Below are 15,668 nucleotides of genomic sequence, written 5' to 3'. Positions count from 1 at the left end.
TGATGGGTGGCGGGTGCGTGGTGGACGGTGCCCGGCGGCGGGCCGCTCAGCTCGCGGATCCGCCGGCGAGTGTGCGGCGGTAGCGGCGCATGCCGCGCAGCCAGCGGTCGTAGTCGGAGCCCTTCATGCGGTACATGTCGAGCACCTCGGGGTGCGGGAGGATGAGGAAGGTCTCGGATTCGACCGCGGCGAGCACGACCTCGGCGACCTCGGCGGGCTCGAGCACCCGCCCGGCAGACGTCACGGCCTTGTTCGCCGTCCGGTCCGCCGCGTCCGCGGCGCGCTCCCCGCCGGTGAGCAGCGGGGTGTTGACGCCCATCGGGCACAGGCAGGAGACGCGGATGCCGTCGTCGCCGTAGGTGATGTTGAGCCACTCGGCGAAGCCGACGGCCGCGTGCTTGGTGGTCGAGTAGCCGGCCTGGCCGATCTGGGTGAGGAGTCCCGCAGCCGATGACGTGGACACGAAGTACCCCTCACCGCGGGCCTGCCAGCCGGGGACGAGGGCCTTGGCCGCACGGATGTGGGCGCGGACGTTGATGTCGAACACGCGATCCCACTCGTCCTCGTCCTCGCCGATCCCGGTGGGGCCGACGATGCCGGCGTTGGCGAAGTAGAGATCGACGGGCCCGTGGGCGGCCTCGGCGGCGGCGAGGAGCTCGGTGACCCCGTCGGCGGCAGCGACGTCGCCCTGCCAGGAGGCGGCGCCGATCTCCTCGGCGACCTGGCCGACGGTGGGGGCGATGTCCGCGATGAGCACGCGCGCGCCGTGGCGGATGAGCTCCTCCGCGAGGGCTCGCCCGATCCCGCCGGCGCCGCCCGTGACGACTGCGGTCTTCGAGTTCACATCCATGTGGTTCCTCTCCGATTGAAAACGGTGACGTCCTTGTGACCGACCTCACCATCTATCTATAGTTGAGGCAGGCCTCAATTTCAAGCCTGACCAAACATTCGTTCGTCACGAATTCATCGACACCGATCCAATGGAGGGCCGGATGGGCGCCAAAGCCGAGCGCACCCGAGCGAACCTCGTGCAGGCCGCGCGCGCCGTCTTCGCCGAACAGGGGTACTTCGACACCAAGCTCTCCGACATCACCGACCGCGCCGGCTGCTCGACCGGCACCCTCTACACGTATTTCCGCAACCGCGAGGACATCCTCGCTGCGATCATCGAGAGCGCCTACACCCCGGTCCTCTCCCCCGACCACTCCGGTGAGGTCGTCCTCGACCGGGTGTCGCGGATCCGGCGGGCCAACCGCGAATACATCGAGTCCTACCGGGAGAACGCCGACCTCATGGGGCTCATGGACCAGGTGGCGCACGTCGATGCCGGCATCCGCGAGGTGCGGCTGCGCCGGGCGCGGGCCTTCGTCGAACGCAACGCCCAGGGCATCGCGAAGCTCCAGGAGACGGGGGCGGTCGACCCGCACCTCGACCCGCTGCTCGTGTCCCAGGCGCTGTCCTCGATGGTGAGCCGGATGTGCTTCCACATCTTCGTCGACGATCGCGAGAACCCCCGCTTCCGCACCTCGCAGGGGATCGATGAGCTCGTCGACACGCTCACCACGCTGTGGGTCAACGCGCTCGGGCTCAGCGCCGAGCCGGACGCCGACGCCCGCATCTGCACCACCGGAACCCGCCCCACCGACTCGTCGGCACCTGCCGACACCCGTCCCACCGACATCACCGTCCCGACAGGAGTCTCATGACCGCACCCGCCCCCTCGACCGCCTCCGCAGCGCCGCGGAACCCCGTCGACGCCTTCATCGCCAATGCCGCGGCGGACCCGAGCGCCGTCGCGGTGCGCGGGCCGCGGCGGGCCGACCGGGTGGAGCTCACCCGCGCCGGCCTCGTCACCGCGATCGCCCGGGCCGCCGAGCGGTTCTCCGCCGCCGGTCTCGCCGCCGGGGACCGGATCGTCCTCATCGCCCCGACCTGCCCGGAGTTCCTCGCGGAGTTCTTCGGCGCGCAGGCGCTCGGGATCGCCGTCGTCGCGGTGAACCCGCTGTCCACCCAGCGCGAGCTCGACTTCTTCATCACCGACTCCGGCGCCCGGCTCGTCCTCGCCCACCCGGCCGTCGCCGAGGCCGGACGGGCATCCGCCTCGACCACGGGGACCCGCTTCGAGACCATCGAGCCGCTCGCCGGCGACCCCGAGCCGGTCAGCGATCCGGCGGACTTCGCACCGCTGCCGCGCGACCCCGGCGATCTCGCCGCACTGCTCTACACCTCGGGCACCACGGGCAGGCCCAAGGGTGCGATGATCACCGTCGGCAACCTGCTCGCCGTCGCCGAGGTCGGCCGGCAGATCTCCGGCATGGGGCCCGAGGACCGCTCGGGCACCGCGCTGCCGCTGTTCCACGTGTTCGGGCTCGCCTCGGTCGCGACGGTGTCGCTGACCAGCGGCGTGCCGCTCACCCTGCTGCCGCGGTTCGACGCCCGCGAGCTCTACGACACGATCATCGACGACCGGCTCACCGTGGTCGCCGGGGTGCCGACGATGTGGAACGCGATCCTCCGCGTCGAGTCGGACCGGGTGCCCACGACGCTGCGGCTCGCCCTGTCCGGCGGCGCCTCGATCGCCGTGGAGCTCATGCGGCAGTTCGAGACCCGGTTCGAGGCGCAGATCGCGGATGGGTACGGACTCACCGAGACGAGCGCCTTCGGCACCTTCAACCCGTGGAACGGGCGGATCGTCCCCGGCTCGGTCGGAGTGCCGGTACCGCAGCTCGAGGTGCGGGTCGTCGGCCCGGACGGTGCGGACTGCGCCGTCGACGAGGTCGGCGAGGTGTACCTGCGCGGCACGATGGTCATGGCCGGGTACTGGAACAATCCCGAAGCGACCGCGGCGGCCTTCGACGAGCACGGCTTCTTCCGTACCGGGGACCTCGGCCGGCTCGATGCCGACGGCTACCTCTCCATCGTCGACCGGATCAAGGACCTCATCATCCACGGCGGCTACAACGTCTACCCACGCGAGGTCGAGGAGGTGCTCTACGAGCATCCGAAGGTCCTCGAGGCCGCCGTGATCGGCAGCCCCGACGAGCACTACGGGCAGACGGTGACAGCGGTGATCGCCCCGATGCCCGGGCAGACGCTGACGGAGGCCGAGGTCGAGGCCTTCTGCCGCGAGCAGCTCGCAGCCTACAAGATCCCGCGGATCATCCGGTTCGTCGACGCCCTGCCGAAGGGCCCCACGGGGAAGATCCGGAAGCGCGACATCACCCCCTGAGACCGCAATTTCAGGAGGTTCCTGAGAGCATTTCCGCCGTTCTCCGCAATCTCAACCGACCCGATCGAGATCGCAGAATCGTGCGGATCCGTTCACAGGAACCGCCTGAAATCGAGTGGTCAGGTCTCGTCGATGTCGAAGCGGTCGACGTTCCCGGCGCCGACCCGCCGCACCACCGGGGCGCCCTCGGTGAAGTCGATGACGGAGGTCGGGACGACCCCGGGGACGCCGGAGTCGATGATGATGTCGACCTCGCGGCCGATCTCCGCCTGGACGTCCTCGGCATGGGTGAGCGGGTCGTCCGCGCCGGGCAGCAGGAGGGTCGAAGACAGGATCGGCTCGCCGACCTCCCCGACGAGGGCGAGCGCGGTGCGGTTCTCCGGGATGCGCGCGCCCACCGAGTGCTTCTTCGGGTGCATCATCCGCCGCGGCACCTCCTTCGTCGCCTTCATGATGAAGGTGTACGGCCCGGGCGTGAGCGACTTGATCGTGCGGAACGCGGAGTTGTCGACGATGACGAACTGCCCGAGCTGCGCGAAGTCGTCGCACATGAGCGTGAAGTGGTGCTTGGAGTCGAGCTTCCGGATCCGGGTGATCCGCTCGATCCCCTGCTTGTTCTCGAGCGCGCAGCCGAGCGCGTAGCACGAGTCGGTGGGATAGGCGACGAGCCCTCCGGCGGCGATGACCTCGGCGACCTTGCGGATGAGGCGGGGCTGCGGGTTGTCGGGGTGGATCTCGAGTATTTCAGCCATACGTCATGGTAACCGCAGATGCCGCCCGCGTCAGGGGGTCCGCGGGTCTCCCCCGGCCGGGCCGTCTCCGGCGTCGGACCCCTCGCGCCGGTCGCCCCGGGTGGATCCGGTTCCGTCCCCGGATCCCGCGCTCTCCACGCCCTCCGGGTCGTCGGGGTCGACGGACTCGTCGGCGACCTGTTCGGGCGGACGGAGGAAGGGGGCGCGCATGACGAGCTCCTCCGGCGCCGGCTCCTCGACATCGGGCCACGCGCCCGAGGCGCCCGTCCCCGTGGCCGCGGCACCGTCCACCGCGGAGCTCTCCGCGGAGCTTCCCGCAGCGCCGCGGTCGGCCACGTTCCCATGCGCGGGCTCCGCCGGTTGGCTGTCCGGTGCCGCCGCCCCCGCGCCCGAGGCGCCCGCAGCACTCGCACCGGCGGCCGCCCGCATCCGGTCGAACTCGCCGGGATCGCCCGGCACCACGACGGAGCGCCCGGTGATCCCCTGGGCGGCGCGGATCGGGCGCACCGGCAGGCTCGACCCGGTGGACAGGTCGGATGCGATGAGGTTGTTGACCCAGCGGGCGCGCGGGTCCGCATCAACGAGGAGCGCCTTGAGGAGCAGGGTCGCCGGCAGCGCGAGCAGTGCGCCCATCCAGCCGAGCACCCAGTACCAGAACAGCAGGGAGAGGAACGACATGAACGGGGTGACACCCACCGATTCGCCGGTGAATTTGGGCTGGATGATCGACTGGATGACGAAGTTGAGCACCGAGTAGGCGATGACCACCCACAGCGCGTCCCACCAGCCGCCGCTCACCAGCGCCATGAGCGCGGGCGGGACGAGGCCGATGACGAAGCCGATGTTGGGGATGTAGTTGGTGAGGAACGCGAGCACGCCCCACACGAGCGCGAGCGGCACGCCGATGATCCACAGCGCCACGAGGTCGAGCACGGCGACGATGAGGCCGAAGATCGTCGCGACGACCCAGTACCGGCGCACTCCGGCGGCGAAGATCTGCATCGCACGGCCGAACCGCGGACGGATCGCCGAGGTCACCTGCAGGCGCCGCGGGAAGGACATCGAGTCCATCGCGACGAAGAACACCGCCATGATCACGGTGATGAGCGCGGTGAGGACGAGGCTGACGTTCGACAGCAGCGAGCCGACGGTGGAGAACAGGGTGGATACGTCGAAGGCGGCGAGCTGCTGCTCGACGAACCCGCTCGTCACCCCGAGCGTCGACAGCCAGGCGAGCGCCTCGCCGTAGGTCGCGGTGATCTCCTCGGTGTACTCGGGGATGACCATGACGAGCTCGGCGATCGACCAGGCGGTGAGGCCGAAGAACCCGAGGAGCACGACGAGCACGACGACGACGGTGACCATCGCGGCGAGGAACCGCGGCACCCGGACCCGCACGAGCCAGCGCTGCAGCGGGTAGGCGACGATGACGAGGTTCATCGCGAGGAACACCGGGGCGACGATCGACTGCAGCGACTGGAAGAAGTGCACGCCGTAGGCGAGCCCGGCCACCCCGAGCACGACGACGAGGTAGCGCGGCCAGAGCGCGCCCGCGGCTGCCTCCGCGCTGCTCGCCGGAGCGGTGGGCGGCTCCCCGCCGGGCCCGAGGTGCCCTGCCGGGTTGCCGGACGCGGTGCTCACCGCCGCTTCCGCTTCTCGCGGATGCGCATGCCGATCTCGAGCGGGGTGCCCTCGAAGCCGAAGGTCTCGCGCAGGCGCCGGGTGATGTAGCGGCGGTAGCCGGGCTCGAGGAACCCGGTGGTGAAGAGGACGAACTTGGGCGGCCGGTTCGAGGCCTGCGTGCCGAACAGGATGCGCGGCTGCTTGCCGCCGCGCACCGGGTGCGGGTTGGCCGCGACGAGCTCACCGAGGAAGGCGTTGAGCCGGCCGGTCGGGATCCGGGTGTCCCAGCTGTCGAGCGCGCGCTCCATCGCCGGCACGAGCCGGTCGGCGTGCCGTCCGGTCTTGGCGGAGATGTTCACCCGCGGCGCCCATTCGACGTGCTGGAGGTCCTGCTCGATCTCGCGCTCGAGGAAGTGCCGGCGGTCCTCGTCCATGAGATCCCACTTGTTGAAGGCGAGGACGAGCGCGCGGCCGGTCTCCGTCACCGTCTTGATGATGCGGACGTCCTGCTCGCTCAGCGTCTGGTCGGCCTCGAGGAGGACGACGGCGACCTCGGCGCGCTCGAGCGCGGTCTGCGTGCGCAGCGCGGCGTAGAAGTCGGCACCGCTCGCCTGCCGGGCGCGCTTGCGGATGCCGGCGGTGTCGACGAAGCGCCACTGCCGCCCGCCGAGCTCGACGAGCTCGTCGACCGGATCGCGGGTGGTGCCGGCGACGTTGTCGACGAGCACCCGCTCGCTCCCGACGAGCCGGTTGAGCAGAGAGGACTTGCCGACGTTGGGCCGGCCGACGAGGGCGACGCGGCGCGGTCCCCCGACCTCGGAGAGGGCGTCGATGCCGGACACCTCTGGCAGCACGTCGACGAGGACGTCGAGGAGGTCGGCGACCCCGCGCCCGTGCATCGCGGAGACCGGGTGCGGCTCGCCGAGGCCGAGCGACCAGAGCTCGGCTGCGGCGAGCTCGCCGCGCTCGTCGTCGACCTTGTTCGCCGCGAGCACCACGGGCTTCCCGGCCCGGCGCAGCATCCGCACGACGTGCTCGTCGGTGGCGGTCGGGCCGGTGGTGGCGTCGACGACGAACACGACGGCGTCGGCCATCTCGACGGCGACCTCGGCCTGCTCGGCGATCCGGGACGCCATGCCCTTGGCATCGATGTCCCAGCCGCCGGTGTCGACGAGGGTGAGCGGGCGTCCGTTCCACTCCGCGGAGTAGCTCACGCGGTCGCGGGTGACGCCCGGGACGTCCTCGACGACGGCCTCGCGGCGGCCGAGGATGCGGTTGATCAGGGTGGACTTGCCGACGTTGGGACGGCCGACGACGGCGAGCACGGGAGCGGGCCCGGTGACCTCGGGGCCGGTGTCGCCGTCTTCGTAGGCGCTCAGCAGCGCCCGGTCCTCGTCCTCGAGCTCATAGGATTCGAGGCCGGCGCGCAGCGAGGAGGCGCGCTGCTCGGCCTCGTCGTCGGCGATCCCGGCGACGCGGTCGGCGAGGTCCTCGTCGGGGCGGGCGAGGAAGTCCTCGGCCGCGGAGGAGGTGCCGGAAGAGGTGCCGGCGGAGCCGCCGGTGGGGTCTGATTCAGTCATGTTCGGCCTTCTCGACCAGACCCATGACGGCTGCCACGGACTGCTCGAAATCGATGTCGGTGGTGTCGAGGGTGTGGACGCCGTCGGCGGCGGTGAGGAAGCTCGTGGTCTGTGCGTCCTTCGCGTCGCGGTCGACGATCTGGGAGCGGGTGGCCTGCACGGCCGCGGCGTCGGCGCTGCCGTGGAGCTCCTTCGAGCGGCGGGCGATGCGCACGGACTCGTCGGCGGTCATGAGGATCCGGACCTCCGCCTCGGGGGCGACGACGGTGGTGATGTCGCGGCCCTCGACGACGATCCCGGGTGCGGCGGCGGCGATGATCTGCCGCTGGAGCTCGATGAGCTCGGTGCGCGCCTCGGGCACGGCGGACACGATCTGCGCGTTCGCCGACACCTCGGGCTCGCGGATCTCGGTGGTGACGTCGATGCCGTCGATCGTCACCTCGGCAACGTCGGGGTCGGTGGAGATCTCGAGGTCGGCGCCGCGGACGAGCTCGACGACGTCGCCGGGGTCGGCGGTCCCGCGGTTGAGGCACAGCCACACGACGGCCCGGTACATCGCACCGGTGTCGAGGTAGCCGTACCCGCTGCGCCGGGCGACCTCGCGGGACACGCTCGATTTGCCGACGCCGCTGGGCCCGTCGATGGCGATGACTGTCATTCTCTTCCTTCGGTGTCGATTGCCGCCTCCGGCACCCACCAGCCGCGCGCGGCCAGTCCTTCGGTGAGGGTGACCTGGGCGGACGGGATGACGGAGATATCCACACTGCCCAGCTTAATGCCGGTGGCGTGGTCGATGCGGATGTCCTCGACGTTGACGCCGAGCTCGCCGACGTCGGTGAACAGGCGGGCGAGCGCGCCGGGGGTGTCGTCGATGAACACCGTGACGGAGGAGTACCGGGCCGGGGCCTGCCCGTGCTTGCCGGGGATCCGGTCGTGGCCCTCGTTGCCGGCGGCGAACAGCCCGGCGATCGTGGCGAGCGCACCCGGCTCCAGGTCGAGGGCGCCGATGAGGGCGTCGAGGTCGGCGCGGACGTCGGCGAGCACGGCGCGCACCTCGGCGGCGTTGCCGGCGAGGATCTGCGTCCACAGGCCCGGATCCGAGGCGGCGATCCGGGTGACGTCGCGCAGGCCCTGCCCGGCGAGCGCCACCCCGTCGGCGGGCATGTCCTTGAGCCGGCCGGCCATGAGCGAGGCGAGCACCTGCGGGGCGTGGGACACGCGGGCCACGGCGGAGTCGTGGAACTCGGGGTCGAGGTGGACGACGGCGGCCCCGGTGGCCTCGGCGAGCGCGACGACGGCGGCGAGGCGGTCGGCGGGGGTGTCCTCGTCGGAGCACACCACCCAGGGGCGGGCGAGGAAGAGGTCGTCGCGGGCGGCGATCGCCCCGGACTTCTCCCGGCCGGCCATCGGGTGGCAGCCGATGTAGCGGGCGAGCACGGGGTCGCCGGTGAGCGTGCGGGCCTCGGCGAGGACGGCGGTCTTCACGCTCGCGACGTCGGTGACGGTGGCTTCCGGCCAGGTGTCGAGTGCGGCGACGATGGTGCGGGCGGCGACGTCCGGCGGGGTGGCGACGACGACGATGTCCGCGGTCGAGGGCTCCGCGGCGGTGCCGGCGCCCATGTCGGCGGCGAGCCGCACGGCGGTCGGCGACTGGTCGGACAGCGTCACCGGGTACTCGGCCCGGCGCAGCGCGAGGCCGAGCGAGGTGCCGAGCAGTCCGGTGCCGATGATGTGGACGTGGGGCAGGGTCACAGGCGGACGGCTTCCATGAGCGCGCCGACCTCGTCGGGGCGCAGGTCGCGGACCTTGCCCTGGCGCTGCTCGGCGAGCGGGATCGGACCGAACTGGGTGCGCACGAGGCGCTGCACGGGGGTGCCGACGGCGTCGAACAGGCGGCGCACGATCCGGTTGCGCCCGGAGTGGAGGACGACCTCGACGAGCGCGTAGCCGGGGGTGGAGTCGACGAGCTTGAAGGAGTCGACGCGGGAGATCCCGTCCTCGAGCTCGATTCCCTCGCGCAGGCGGGCGCCGGCGTCCTTGGGGACGGGGCCGCGGACCTCGGCGAGGTAGGTCTTGGAGATCTCGTAGGAGGGGTGGGTGAGCCGGTTGGAGAGCTCGCCGTCGTTGGTGATGAGGAGCAGGCCCTCGGTCTCGTAGTCGAGCCGGCCGACGTGGAACAGGCGCTCGGGGCGGTCGCGGAGGTAGTCGGCGAGGCAGCGGCGGCCCTCGGGGTCGCTCATCGCGGTCACCACCCCGGCGGGCTTGTTGAACGCGAGGTACACCTTGTCGGTGTGGGCAGTGATCGGCATGGTGTCGACGCTCACCGTCTGGGTGGCGGGGTCGATGCGGGTGCCGAGCTCGCGCACCGTCTGACCGTCGACCGTCACACGGCCCTCGGTGATGAGCTGCTCGCAGGCGCGGCGGGAGCCGAGGCCGGCCTCGGCGAGGATCTTCTGCAGGCGCACGCCGTCGGGCCGGTGGGCGTCGACGACGGGAGCGGGGGTCTGCCGTCCGCGCTCCTTGCGGCTGGGGCGCTTGGAACGGTGACCGGGCGACCGGGGATCTGAGGCATTCATGGGGTCCATTGTCTCAAACTCGCACGCCTCCCGCCGACCACGCCCGCGCCCCCGCGCCTCGCCTCCCGCTACCGAGGCCCCGATCGCGCGCTGAGGTGTCGAACGAGTGCGGTTTCGGGCCGAGATCCGCACTCGATCGAGCCCTGACGCGCAGTCGGCCCGTCAGTCGACCGTCGGGACGTCGTCGCCGGCAGGCAGGTAGGGGGCGATGTCGGGCAGCTCGTCGAGGCTCTCGAGGCCCATCGACTCGAGGAACACCCGGGAGGTGACGAACTGCACCGCGCCCGAGGTGGCATCCGCCCCGGATTCGACGATGAGTCCGCGCATGAGCAGGGTGCGCACGACGCCGTCGACGTTGACGCCGCGGATCGCGGAGATCCGGGCGCGGGTGACCGGCTGCCGGTAGGCGATGACGGCGAGGGTCTCGAGGGCGGCCTGGGAGAGCTTCGCGGACTGGCCGGCGGTGATGAAGTCCGCGACCGTGCCGTGGTGGTCCGCCCGGGAGTAGATGCGCCAGCCGCCGGCGGCGCGGCGCAGCTCGAAGCCGCGGCGGCGTGAGCCGCGGCGGCCGTCGTAGTCGGCGGCGAGCTCGGTGAGCGCGGCGAGCGCCTCGTCCGGGGTGGTGCCGAGCGCCTCGGCGATCTGCACCGGTTCGAGCGGCTCGTCGACGACCATGAGGACGGCCTCGAGCGCGGTGAGCAGCGCCGCATCGACCGCGGCCTCCCCACCGGGTGCCGTCCCGGCACCCTCGACCGCAGTCCCCTCGCCCGTGCGGTCGGCCTCGGATCCGGTGTCAGTCATCGGCGGTCTCCCATTCGTCGGTGTCGGTGAGCACAGCCGTCCCGGCCCCGCCCGCGGTGTCACCCCCGCCGTCCGCGACTCCCGCCTCCGGCTCCACCCCGCTGATGCGCAGGGCGCCGAGCGGTTCGGGCTGGTCGAAGGCGCACAGCCCAGCCTTGAACAGTTCGAGGAGCGCGAGGAAGCGGGCGACGATGACGAGGGTGTCCCCGGCATCGGCGACGAGCTCCGCGAAGTCGAGCGTGACGCCGGGCTGCAGGCGGGCGAGGATGAGCGAGCGCTGCTCCGGCACGCTGACCTGCGGCAGATGGAGGTGGTCGATCGACACCGTCGGGGGCGTGCGGTCGCGCTGGAGGACGGTGGCGAAGAGCGCGGCGAGCACGCGCGGGGTGGCGGTCATCTGCAGCGGCGGCAGGATGTTCGCGAACTCCGGCTCGAGCGGCACCGAGCGGGCCGTGCGGGTCGCGGCGGTCGCCATCTGCACCGCGAACTCCGCGGACACGCCCTTGAATGCGCGGTACTGGAGGAGCCGGGCGAAGAGGAGGTCGCGGGCCTCGAGGAGCTCGAGGTCGAGCTCGTCCTCGACCTCCCCGCTCGGCAGCAGACGGGCGGTCTTGAGGTCGAGCAGGGTGGCGGCGACGAGGAGGAAGCTCGAGAGCTCCTCGAGCCCGGTCCGGCCCTTGAGCTCGGAGACGTAGGCGAGGAACTCGTCGGTCACCTCGGACAGGGCGACCTCGGTGATGTCGAGCTTGCGCTTGCCGATGAGGCCGAGCAGGAGGTCGAACGGGCCGGAGAAGTTGTCCAGCTCGACGACGAATCCGCCGGTGCTCAGGGGGCGCCTCCGCGGGCGATGAGCTCGCGCGCCAGGCGGCGGTAGGCCTCCGCCCCGGTGTGCGAGGGGGCGAAGGAGGTGATCGGCTCGGCGGCGACGGAGGCGTCGGGGAACTTCACGGTCCGGTTGATCACGGTGTCGAACACCTTGTCGCCGAACGCCTCGACGACGCGGGCGATGACCTCCTGCGCATGCAGCGTGCGGCCGTCGAACATCGTGGCGAGGATGCCGTCGATCTCGAGGCCCGGGTTGAGCCGGTCCTGCACCTTCTCGATCGTCTCGACGAGGAGCGCGACGCCGCGCAGCGCGAAGAACTGGGTCTCGAGCGGGATGATGACGCCGTGTGCGGCGGTCAGCGCGTTGACGGTGAGGAGGCCGAGCGAGGGCTGGCAGTCGATGAGGATGACGTCGTACTCGCCGGCGACCTTCGCGAGCGCCCGGGCGAGCACCTGCTCGCGGGCGACCTCGTTGACGAGCTGCACCTCCGCGGCGGACAGGTCGATGTTCGCCGGGAGGATGTCGATGCCCTCGACGTTGGAGCCCACGATGACGTCGTGCGGGTCGACCCGGGAGCTCATGAGCACGTTGTAGATGCTGAGCTCGAGGTCGTAGGGGTTGACGCCGAGGCCCACCGACAGGGCGCCCTGCGGGTCGAAGTCGACGAGCAGCACGCGGCGGCCGTAGGCGGCGAGCGCCGCGCCGAGGTTGATCGAGGAGGTGGTCTTGCCGACCCCGCCCTTCTGGTTGACCATCGCGACGATCCGGGCCGGCCCGTGCGCGCTCAGCGGTGCGGGTTCGGGGAACTCCCGGGTCGGACGACCGGTGGGACCGAGGCGGTCCTCGGCCCCGGGGATGTCGAGTCTCTGCTGCGAATCGGCCACGCGGATGGTCACCTTTCTCGTGATCGGCTGCTGTCCACCCTATCGCGCCCGCGGGTGGGAGGTGGCATACACCTCGCGCAGGGTCTCCGAGGTCACGCGGGTGTAGATCTGCGTCGTCGTCACCGAGGAGTGGCCGAGGAGCTCCTGCACGACGCGGATGTCCGCGCCGCCCTCGAGGAGGTGGGTCGCGAAGGAGTGGCGGAAGGTGTGCGGGGAGGCGTGGGCGGCGAGCCCGGCGCGCTCGGCGGCGGTGCGGATGGTCTGCCATGCCGACTGCCGGGACAGCCGGCCGCCGCGCTGGTTGAGGAACACCGCACCGGCGCGCTGCCGCCGCTCGGGGTCCCCGCTCCTCCCCCGGGCCGCACCCTCGGAGCCGGCGGCCCGGGCGGCGCTCATCTGCGGCCGACCGCGCACCAGCCAGGCGTCCAGCGCCCGCGCGGCGTGCGCGCCGAGCGGCACCAGCCGCTCCTTGCTCCCCTTGCCGTAGAGCCGCACGATCCGGTGCTCGAGGTCGAGATCGTCGATGTCGAGGCCCACGGTCTCGCTGATCCGGGCCCCGGTGGCGTAGAGGAGCTCGAGCAGGGCACGCGAGCGCAGCTCCGCGGCGGAGTCCCCGACGACGGTGGCGAGGAGGGATTCGACCTCGGCGATGCTCAGCGCCTTGGGGAGCCGCTCGGTGGCCGAAGGCGGGCGGACGTCGACGCCGGGGTCGGTGCCGGTGAGGCCCTCGGCGTGGAGGAAGGCGTGGAGGCGGCGCACCGCGACGGTGATGCGGGAACGGCTGCGCACCGCGAGTCCGGTGTCGGCGAGCCCCGCGACGAAGGTCCGCAGGTCCTCCGGGGTGACCGCGGTGTAGTCGCGCGCGTCCTGCGCGGTGAGCCAGGTGAGGTAGCGGCCGAGGTCGCGGGCGTAGGCGTCGAGCGTGTTGCGGCTGAGCCCGCGCTCGAGCTCGAGGTGGGCGAGGTAGTCGGCGGCCGGCCCGCGCAGGCCGGGGACGGCCTCGGGCAGGAGCTCCGCCCCGCGGCGCGCCATCAGCGGTCCCCGGGTCCGCTCAGGACGGCTCCCGGGAGTGCACGGCGCGCGCCGGCCACGGCGAGTCGGCGGGCCGGAGCCCGGTGAAGCCGCGCTCCCGGGCGAGATCGGCCTGGAGGATCCCGATGACGGCGGTCGCGTTGGTGATGCGGCCCTCGACGACGGCGGCCTTCGCCTCGCTCAGCGGCACCCAGCGGGGCACGATCCCGCTCTCCTCGCCGGAGCGGTCGAACTCCTCGGCCATGGCGGACAGGCCGCGGGCGAGGTAGATCCGCAGCGTCTCGCTGATGCCGCCCGGGGAGGACAGCTGGTCGGCGAGCAGGTGCCAGTCGGCGGCCGCGAGGTCGACCTCCTCGGCGAGCTCGCGGGCGGCGGTGCGGTGCGGCGGTTCGCCGGACACGTCGAGCAGGCCGGCGGGGATCTCCCAATCGCGGGCACGGATCGGATGGCGGTACTGCTGGATGAGCATGATCCGGTCGTCGGCGTCGAGCGCGACGACCGCGACGGCTCCGGGGTGAGCGACGAAGTCGCGGGTCAGCGGCTCCTCGGACTCCGGGAGCCGGAAGGTCTCGCGGACGACGTCCCACACGAGGCCGGAGTACGCGACCTCGCTGCTGAGGATCTCCGGAGCGCCGAATGCGTCGCGGAGCTCGGCGCCTGCCATCGGCTCAGAGATCCCGCTGGCGGTCGAGCGCGGCGCGCACGAGCCCGGCGAACAGCGGGTGCGGGTCGGTGGGCCGCGACTTGAACTCCGGGTGCGCCTGCGTGGAGACGTAGAACGGGTGGACGTCGGCGCGGAGCTCGACGAACTCGACGAGCTGGCCGTTGGGCGAGGTGCCGGACACCACGAGCCCGCTCGCCTCGAGCTGCTCCCGATACGCGTTGTTGACCTCGTAGCGGTGCCGGTGGCGCTCGGAGATCTCCTCGGCGCCGTAGGTCTCTGCGACGACGCTGCCGGGCAGGAGCTTGGCGTGGTAGGTGCCCAGGCGCATGGTGCCGCCGAGGTCGCCCTCGCCCTCGACGAAGTCGAGCTGCTCGGCCATCGTCGCGACGACGGGCTCCGGGGTGCCCGGGTCGAATTCGCTCGAGGATGCCTCGGCGATGCCGGTGACGCTGCGCGCGTACTCGATGACCATGCACTGCAGGCCCAGGCACAGGCCGAGCAGGGGGATCCCCTCGGTGCGGGCGTAGGTCAGGGCGCCGAGCTTGCCCTCGATGCCGCGGATCCCGAACCCGCCGGGCACGCAGATCGCGTCGAGGCCGCCGAGGTGCTCGGCCGCCCCGGCGGGGGTCTCGCAGTCGTCGGAGGCGATCCAGTGGATGTTGACCTTCGCGTCGTTGGCGAACCCGCCGTGGCGCAAGGCCTCGGTCACCGACAGGTAGGCGTCGGGCAGGTCGATGTACTTGCCGACGAGGCCGATCTCCACGGTGTGCTTGGGCCGGTGGACGCGCTCGAGGAGCCGGTCCCAGGTGTCCCAGTCGACGTCGCGGAAGCCGAGGTCGAGGCGGCGGATGACGTAGACGTCGAGCCCGCCGTCGTGGAGGACGCGCGGGATGTCGTAGATGCTCGGGGCGTCGACGCAGGACACGACGGCCTCGAAGTCGACGTCGCAGGAGGAGGCGATCTTGTTGCGGATCGAGTCCGGCAGCGGGCGGTCGGAGCGCAGCACGATCGCGTCGGGCTGGATGCCGATCGAGCGCAGCGCGGCCACGGAGTGCTGGGTGGGCTTCGTCTTGAGCTCGCCGGAGGGGCCCAGGTAGGGCACGAGCGAGACGTGGATGAAGAACACGTTCTCGCGGCCGATGTCGTGGCGGATCTGGCGGGCGGCCTCGAGGAACGGCTGGGACTCGATGTCGCCGACCGTGCCGCCGATCTCGGTGATGATGACGTCGGGGGCCTCGCCGTCGGTGCGCTCGGCCTGCGCCCGCATCCGGGTCTTGATCTCATCGGTGATGTGCGGGATGACCTGCACGGTGTCGCCGAGGTAGGCGCCGCGGCGCTCCTTGGCGATGACGTTGGAGTACACCTGGCCGGTGGTGACGTTCGCGCTCGCGTCGAGCTCGGTGTCGAGGAAGCGCTCGTAGTGGCCGATGTCGAGGTCGGTCTCCGCGCCGTCCTCGGTGACGAACACCTCACCGTGCTGGAACGGGTTCATGGTCCCCGGGTCGACGTTGAGGTAGGGGTCGAGCTTCTGCATGGCGACCGCGAGGCCGCGCTGTGCGAGAAGATGCCCGAGGGAGGAGGCCGTGAGCCCCTTGCCGAGAGATGAGGCGACACCGCCGGTCACGAAGATGTGACGGGTGCCGTGCTGTCCGCTTGTGCTCAATCGATTCACCACGGAACTCGATCCTATCAGCTGGGAGG

General features: G+C 71.7%; 15 protein-coding genes. 2 read left to right on the top strand and 13 right to left on the bottom strand.

Features of this window, described 5'->3' with window-relative positions; translation table 11 throughout:
- Window positions 1-46 precede the first annotated feature (46 nt).
- Window positions 47-850 carry an SDR family oxidoreductase gene (locus ABD883_RS12395; protein ID WP_345032495.1) on the bottom strand — a complete coding sequence of 268 codons (804 nt, stop codon included), beginning with the start codon at window positions 848-850 and terminating at the stop codon, window positions 47-49.
- 142 nt (window positions 851-992) lie between these two features.
- Between ABD883_RS12395 and ABD883_RS12390 the strand changes: the two genes are divergently transcribed.
- Together ABD883_RS12390 and ABD883_RS12385 are read left to right on the top strand one after the other, a co-directional pair.
- Window positions 993-1,706, top strand: coding sequence for a TetR/AcrR family transcriptional regulator (locus tag ABD883_RS12390; RefSeq protein WP_217494865.1), 714 nt, complete (start codon window positions 993-995; stop codon window positions 1,704-1,706).
- A complete protein-coding gene (locus ABD883_RS12385) occupies window positions 1,703-3,229 on the top strand; it encodes an AMP-binding protein (RefSeq protein ID WP_345032493.1) in 1,527 nt (508 codons plus the stop codon). Before ABD883_RS12390 ends, ABD883_RS12385 begins: the two co-directional genes overlap by 4 nt.
- Before the next feature lie 119 nt (window positions 3,230-3,348).
- Here the strand turns inward: ABD883_RS12385 and ABD883_RS12380 are convergent, their stop codons facing one another.
- From ABD883_RS12380 to pyrG, 12 genes are all read right to left on the bottom strand, one after another.
- Complete coding sequence (locus ABD883_RS12380; RefSeq protein WP_345032491.1) at window positions 3,349-3,981, bottom strand: L-threonylcarbamoyladenylate synthase; 633 nt, start codon at window positions 3,979-3,981, stop codon at window positions 3,349-3,351.
- Between the two features lie 30 nt (window positions 3,982-4,011).
- Window positions 4,012-5,622, bottom strand: a complete 1,611-nt coding sequence (locus ABD883_RS12375; RefSeq protein WP_345032489.1) for an AI-2E family transporter — start codon at window positions 5,620-5,622, stop codon at window positions 4,012-4,014.
- Window positions 5,619-7,184 carry a ribosome biogenesis GTPase Der gene (gene der, locus ABD883_RS12370; protein WP_247619003.1) on the bottom strand — a complete coding sequence of 522 codons (1,566 nt, stop codon included), beginning with the start codon at window positions 7,182-7,184 and terminating at the stop codon, window positions 5,619-5,621. Before der ends, ABD883_RS12375 begins: the two co-directional genes overlap by 4 nt.
- Window positions 7,177-7,842 (bottom strand): (d)CMP kinase, encoded by a 666-nt coding sequence (gene cmk / locus ABD883_RS12365; RefSeq protein WP_345032486.1) that lies wholly within the window; start codon window positions 7,840-7,842, stop codon window positions 7,177-7,179. Before cmk ends, der begins: the two co-directional genes overlap by 8 nt.
- Complete coding sequence (locus tag ABD883_RS12360) at window positions 7,839-8,936, bottom strand: prephenate dehydrogenase (RefSeq protein ID WP_345032484.1); 1,098 nt, start codon at window positions 8,934-8,936, stop codon at window positions 7,839-7,841. The genes cmk and ABD883_RS12360 overlap by 4 nt, the downstream gene beginning before the upstream one ends.
- On the bottom strand, window positions 8,933-9,760 hold the full coding sequence (locus tag ABD883_RS12355) for a pseudouridine synthase (RefSeq protein ID WP_265808705.1): 828 nt from the start codon (window positions 9,758-9,760) through the stop codon (window positions 8,933-8,935). The genes ABD883_RS12360 and ABD883_RS12355 overlap by 4 nt, the downstream gene beginning before the upstream one ends.
- Window positions 9,761-9,922: 162 nt before the next feature.
- On the bottom strand, window positions 9,923-10,561 hold the full coding sequence (scpB, locus tag ABD883_RS12350) for an SMC-Scp complex subunit ScpB (RefSeq protein WP_345032480.1): 639 nt from the start codon (window positions 10,559-10,561) through the stop codon (window positions 9,923-9,925).
- On the bottom strand, window positions 10,554-11,276 hold the full coding sequence (locus ABD883_RS12345; protein WP_425548447.1) for a segregation and condensation protein A: 723 nt from the start codon (window positions 11,274-11,276) through the stop codon (window positions 10,554-10,556). Before ABD883_RS12345 ends, scpB begins: the two co-directional genes overlap by 8 nt.
- Before the next feature lie 110 nt (window positions 11,277-11,386).
- Complete coding sequence (locus ABD883_RS12340) at window positions 11,387-12,271, bottom strand: ParA family protein (RefSeq protein ID WP_254668809.1); 885 nt, start codon at window positions 12,269-12,271, stop codon at window positions 11,387-11,389.
- A 39-nt stretch (window positions 12,272-12,310) separates the two neighbouring features.
- The gene (gene xerD, locus ABD883_RS12335; protein WP_137320015.1) at window positions 12,311-13,303 is read right to left on the bottom strand and encodes a site-specific tyrosine recombinase XerD; all 993 of its coding nucleotides are present in this window, start codon (window positions 13,301-13,303) and stop codon (window positions 12,311-12,313) included.
- 19 nt (window positions 13,304-13,322) lie between these two features.
- Entirely contained in the window at window positions 13,323-13,967 is a 645-nt protein-coding gene (locus ABD883_RS12330) for an NUDIX domain-containing protein (RefSeq protein ID WP_345032477.1), read from the bottom strand.
- Window positions 13,968-13,971: 4 nt separating this feature from the next.
- A complete protein-coding gene (gene pyrG / locus ABD883_RS12325; protein ID WP_425548449.1) occupies window positions 13,972-15,660 on the bottom strand; it encodes a CTP synthase in 1,689 nt (562 codons plus the stop codon).
- Window positions 15,661-15,668: the final 8 nt, after the last annotated feature.

It is taken from the genome of Brevibacterium pityocampae (genome assembly GCF_039541555.1).
Lineage (GTDB): Bacteria > Actinomycetota > Actinomycetes > Actinomycetales > Brevibacteriaceae > Brevibacterium > Brevibacterium pityocampae.
The sequence above is the reverse complement of the archived record's forward strand: the minus strand, read 5'-3'. Positions and strand labels throughout refer to the sequence as shown.